At 63.4% G+C, this 5430-nt stretch carries 5 protein-coding genes; 1 reads left to right on the top strand and 4 read right to left on the bottom strand.

The window, feature by feature from the left end:
* Positions 1–87: 87 nt before the first annotated feature.
* The 4 genes from ACIQ2A_RS25335 to murJ form a co-directional block, all read right to left on the bottom strand.
* Entirely contained in the window at positions 88–654 is a 567-nt protein-coding gene (locus ACIQ2A_RS25335) for a NifU family protein (protein ID WP_398484726.1), read from the bottom strand.
* A gap of 300 nt (positions 655–954) precedes the next feature.
* A complete protein-coding gene (locus tag ACIQ2A_RS25340; protein WP_398484728.1) occupies positions 955–1449 on the bottom strand; it encodes a universal stress protein in 495 nt (164 codons plus the stop codon).
* A gap of 120 nt (positions 1450–1569) precedes the next feature.
* Positions 1570–2649, bottom strand: coding sequence for a tryptophan--tRNA ligase (gene trpS, locus ACIQ2A_RS25345; RefSeq protein ID WP_398484730.1), 1080 nt, complete (start codon positions 2647–2649; stop codon positions 1570–1572).
* A gap of 92 nt (positions 2650–2741) precedes the next feature.
* Positions 2742–4280, bottom strand: coding sequence for a murein biosynthesis integral membrane protein MurJ (gene murJ, locus ACIQ2A_RS25350; protein ID WP_398484732.1), 1539 nt, complete (start codon positions 4278–4280; stop codon positions 2742–2744).
* 130 nt (positions 4281–4410) lie between these two features.
* Here murJ and ACIQ2A_RS25355 point away from each other — a divergent pair, with 130 nt between their 5' ends.
* Positions 4411–5412 carry an adenosine kinase gene (locus ACIQ2A_RS25355; protein WP_398484734.1) on the top strand — a complete coding sequence of 334 codons (1002 nt, stop codon included), beginning with the start codon at positions 4411–4413 and terminating at the stop codon, positions 5410–5412.
* Positions 5413–5430: the final 18 nt, after the last annotated feature.

The raw sequence follows: 5430 nt of genomic DNA on the forward strand, positions 1-5430 counted from the left end.
ATCTGTACATTTTCGGGCTGGGGTGTCCAGGGGGGCGCCCGGTCACGCGGGGCGACGACAAGAGGGCTCAAACGCCACCCCACCGCATCACATCGGCCGCACTTCCTGCACTTCCGGCACAAAATGCTTCAGCAGGTTCTGGATGCCGTGCTGCAGCGTCGCCGTCGATGACGGGCAGCCCGAGCAGGAGCCCTTCATGGCGAGATAGACGATGCCGTCCTTGAAGCCGCGGAAGGTGATGTCGCCGCCATCATTGGCAACGGCCGGGCGCACGCGGGTCTCGATCAGGTCCTTGATCGTGTCCACCGTCTCGGCGTCGTTCTCGTCGAAGAACTCGTCTTCATCATCGATGTCGCCTGCGGGCGCACTGCCATCGGCGAGCAGCGGCGCGCCGGACATGTAGTGTTCCATGATGGCGCCGAGGATGGCGGGCTTCAGGTGCTGCCAGTCGCTGTCGTCCTTGGTGACGGTGACGAAATCGGCGCCGTAGAACACGCCGGTCACGCCCTTCACGGCGAACAGCTTTTGCGCCAGCGGCGAGCGCTCGGCGGCGTCCGGCGTGGTGAATTCCATGGTGCCGCTGGTCAGCACATCCCGGCCCGGGATGAACTTCAGCGTGGCGGGATTGGGGGTCGCTTCGGTCTGGATGAACATCGGTTGCTCCTGCGTCGCCGGTTCAAGGCCGGCGCGTGGGGTGTCCCTAGCAGATGGCGATGAAAAAGGCACGAATCAAGGTGTTCTTACCTCTCGCCGCCCTTTTGCGGGGAGAGGTCGGCGCGTCTTCGCGCCGGGTGAGGGGCATGGCACATTAGAAGCCGGGAACGCCGGTCTCTCGGATCGGATTCGTGCGATTTGGGAGGGTCTTGGTTTGGCGGGCCTTGTGTCCCGCCCCTCACCCGACCGCGCTATCGCGCGGCCACCCTCTCCCCGCGCAAGATGCGGGGCGAGGGAAGATCACGACAGCGCATCGATATCCAGATCCGTCAGGCTGCCCGGCACGATCACCACCGGCACCGGGAACGAGCCCACCAGTTTGGCCATCATGGTCACGATCGGCCCCGGCCCCTCGGCCCCGGCGGACGCCGCCAGCACCAGCATGGAAATATCGACATCCTTGTCGATCACATCGAGGATCTGTTCCGTCGGCTCGCCCTCGCGGATCACGCGCTCGGGCGTGATCGCGGCCAGGCCATTGGCGCGGCCGGAGGCGCGGTCGAGGGCGGCATTGGCGCCTTCCTCGGCTTCGGCGCGCATCACATCGGCAACGCCGAGCCATTGCTGGTTGCGGTCCTCGGTATCGATGACGCGCAGCATCACCACGCCGCCGCCGACACGTACGGCCCAGCGCGAGGCGTAATACACCGCGCGATCCCATTCCTCGCTGTCATCGACGACCACGAGGCATTTCGGCTTGTGGCCGCTTTCATAACTACGTCGCTGTGTGCTCATGCATGTCCCGATGCTTGGCCGATCTCCATGCTGCCACGGCACATGCGCGTTCGACAAGCGCGACGCAGGTGTGAGCCTGCATCGCGCCGATTGTGGCGAAGACATGGAGAATGTTTTGAATTACCGTTTGCGTACAAAGCCCATGATGTCCTTGACGGACGTCATGGTCTGATCGGCGATCGCGCGCGCGCGGTCGCTGCCATCGGCCAGCACCGCATCGACGTAAGCGTGATCCGCCGACAGCCGCTTCATTTCATTCGCGACCGGTGACAGTTTCTCGACAGCGAGATCGACGAGGCTCGACTTGAAGCCGGAAAACTGCGCGCCGCCGAATTCGCTCAGAATATCGGCCTTGGCGCGGCCCGACAGCGCCGCATAGATACCAACGAGATTGTCGGCCTCCGGCCTTGGCTCGAGGCCTTTTTCTTCCGACGGCAATGGCTCTGGATCGGTCTTCGCCTTGCGGATCTTTTGCGCGATGGCGTCGGCATCGTCGGTGAGATTGATGCGCGAATAGTCCGACGGATCCGACTTCGACATCTTCTTGGTGCCGTCGCGCAGGCTCATCACGCGCGTGGCCGGGCCCGTGATCACAGGCTCGGGCTGCGGGAAGAAGGGACCATTGTGACCCTGCTTCGCAATCGACTCCGAGAAGTCATTGTTGAATTTCTGCGCGATGTCGCGTGCAAGCTCCAGATGCTGCTTCTGGTCTTCGCCGACCGGCACATGCGTGGCGCGATACAGCAGGATGTCGGCAGCCATCAGCACGGGATAATCGTAAAGACCGACGGACGCGTTCTCGCGATCCTTGCCGGCCTTCTCCTTGAACTGGGTCATGCGGTTCAGCCAGCCGAGGCGGGCGACGCAATTGAAGATCCAGGCGAGCTCGGCATGGCCGGCGACCTGGCTCTGGTTGAAGATGATCTGCTTCTTCGGGTCGATGCCCGAGGCGATGAAGGCGGCAGTGACTTCACGGGTGCAGCGGCGCAGTTCATCCGGGCCGCCCCAGACGCTGGGCGCCACGGTGATCGCGTGCATGTCGACCACGCAATACAGGCAGCTATACTGCTCCTGCAATTTGACGAAGTTGACGATGGCGCCGAGATAGTTGCCGAGATGCAGGTTGCCGGTCGGCTGCACGCCGGAAAAGACGCGCTGGGTGAATGCGGGCGGGTTGGATGCCGTTGGAGCAGATGACATAGCCGAGTTCCTCTGAAGCCCGCGGGTGGAATGCGGGCCGGCGCGTCCCTTGCCATAGCTGCCGGGCGGCGTCCATGACCAATGTCGTGAAGTCAGGTCGCGGGCTTTTTGAGCGAAGCACGGATATCCCGCCAGCGCAGGGCGCCGGTGAGCACAAGCGGAGCGGCGTAGATCGCCAGCCCCGCAACGATCTGGAGCGCCAGCAGCATAGCCTGAGCAAGTTTGTGATCGGCACCCGGCGTGACTTGCGCCAGCAACCACAACAGCCCGCCCATCACCGCTGCGGCGAGCACGATGATCGGCAGTCGCCGCTTCGCATCCGCATCGATTGCCCAGCCGAATGAGCGCCCACCCTGGACCATCAGCACGATCGCGCTGCTCCACGCCGCCAGCGCAATCGCCGCCGCGATGCCGCTGGCGCCGAAGGATGCGCCGAGCCCGTAAGCCGCAACGATCGCAACCACCAATCCGATCATCGTCGCCGTCAGCGGCGCATGCGTATTCTCGCGCGCGAAAAATGCCGGCGACAGCGCCTTGATGAGCACATGCGCAGGCAGAGCGAATGCGAGCCAGATCATTGCCTGTGCGGTGGCTACGGTATCTCTCGCGGTGAAAGCGCCATGCTCGAACAGCAAACGTACGATGGGGTAGCTCAGCACGATGAGCCCCAATGTCGCTGGCAATGTCAGTCCGATCGCCAGCTCGATCCCGCGCGATTGCGCATGGGTCATCAGCGCATGATCATCGTCACGCGCCGCACGTGTCAGTTCGGGGATCAGCACGGTGCCCATGGCCGTGCCGACGATGCCGAGCGGCAGTTCGATCAGGCGATTGGCGAAGTACAGCCATGACACCGCCGATGGCATCGATGATGCGATGATCGCGGCGCCGACGATCAGCAGCTGTGGACCGGAACTGGCGACCATTCCGGGCAGCGCCTTGCGTAAAAATCCGCGCATCTGGCCGTCGAGCGACAGCCGCAAGGGTGCCGCAAGTCTGCCGCTGTGTTGCCGCAACAGAAGCATCGACAACTGCAGAAAACCGGCAATTCCGACCGTGGCTGCCATTACCATAGCGGCAGTGGTTGCCGCCTGCGGAAACACCAGCAATAGCGTCATCACGGCGATCAATGCGCCATTGAACAGCAGCGGCGAAAACGCCGTCAGTGCAAAGCGCCCCTGCGCATTGTAGAGCCCCATCATGACCGTGACGGGTCCTGCGAAGGCGAGATAAGGCAGCATCAGCCGCGCATGTTCGACGGCCAGTTGCAGCATCGGCTCGCCGATAAAACCGGGTGCGACCAGCGCAATCACCATGGGCATCGCAAGGCCGATCACGAGCGCTGCGACGAGAACCGCAGCGCCGATCGTGCACAACACACGCCCTGCAAAAGCAGCGGCCGCTTCCGGTCCTTCCGTTGCATTGATGCGCGACCAGGCCGGGATCAGTGCCGCATTCAGCGCGCCTTCGGTGAGGAGGCGCCGGATCACATTGACGAGCTGAAATGCCACCAGAAACGCATCCGCCACCGCGCCTGCCCCCAGCAGCGCCGCAACCATGGCATCGCGCGCAAAGCCGAGCAGCCGCGAGGCCAGCGTCCCCGTGGAAACCATCAAAATCGAGCGGATCATGGAACCGTCACAGGGGAGGCATCCTTGCTGGCGCCGGGCGGGGTGTGATAGTCGCAGCCATCAGGCCGCAGCGGGGTGAGTTGAAAACCATTCGCCCCGCCCCCGCAATCGCCGCAACGGGATAATCTTAATGACTTCAGCGAAATACGACGTGCTTGCGATCGGCAACGCGATCTTCGACGTGCTGGTGCAGACCGACGACGCCTTCCTGGCCACCCATCAGATGAACAAAGGCGGCATGGCGCTGATCGACGAAGCCCGCGCCAAGGCGATCTATGACGCGATGGGCAAGGCCACGGAAATGTCCGGCGGCTCGGCCGCCAACACCATTGTCAGCCTCGCCAGCCTCGGCGCCAATGTCGCCTATGTCGGCAAGGTCAAGGATGATGCGATCGGCAAGCTTTATAGCCAAGATATCCGCTCGGCCGGTGTTAGCTATGAGACAAAGCCTGCTGCGGCAGGCCCCGCCACCGGCTGCTCCTACATTCTGGTGACGCCGGATGGCGAGCGCACCATGAATACCTATCTTGGCGCGGCACAGGACCTGACGCCGGAAGATATCGATCCGGCGGCGATCGCGGCTTCGCAATATGTCTATCTCGAAGGCTATCTGTGGGATCCGGCCAGCGCCAAGGAAGCCTTCGTCAAGGCCTCGAAGATCGCCCATGATGCCGGCCGCAAGGTGGCGCTGACCCTGTCGGACGCCTTCTGCGTCGGCCGCTATCGCAGCGAATTCCTCGACCTGATGCGCAATGGCACCGTCGATATCATTTTCGCCAACGAAGCCGAGTTGAGCTCCCTCTACGAGACCGACAATTTTGACGCGGCTCTGGGCGAACTGCGCAAGGACACCCGGCTCGGCATCGTCACCCGCAGCGAGAAGGGCTGCGTCGTGGCCTCGAGCGATGGCGTTGTCGCGGTGCCGGCACACAAGATCGAGAAGCTGGTGGACACCACCGGTGCCGGCGACCTGTTCGCGGCGGGCTTCCTGTTCGGCCTCGTCCGCAATGCCGGTTACGAGAATGCCGGCAAGCTCGGCGCGCTGGCGGCAGCGGAAGTGATCCAGCATATCGGCGCACGCCCGCAGGTGTCGCTGAAGGAGCTGGCACAGAAGAACGGCTTGCCGGTTTGATCTTCCTTCTCCCTCCCC

The sequence above is a fragment of the Tardiphaga sp. genome (genome assembly GCF_044336785.1).
In the GTDB taxonomy this organism is placed as follows: Bacteria; Pseudomonadota; Alphaproteobacteria; order Rhizobiales; family Xanthobacteraceae; genus Tardiphaga.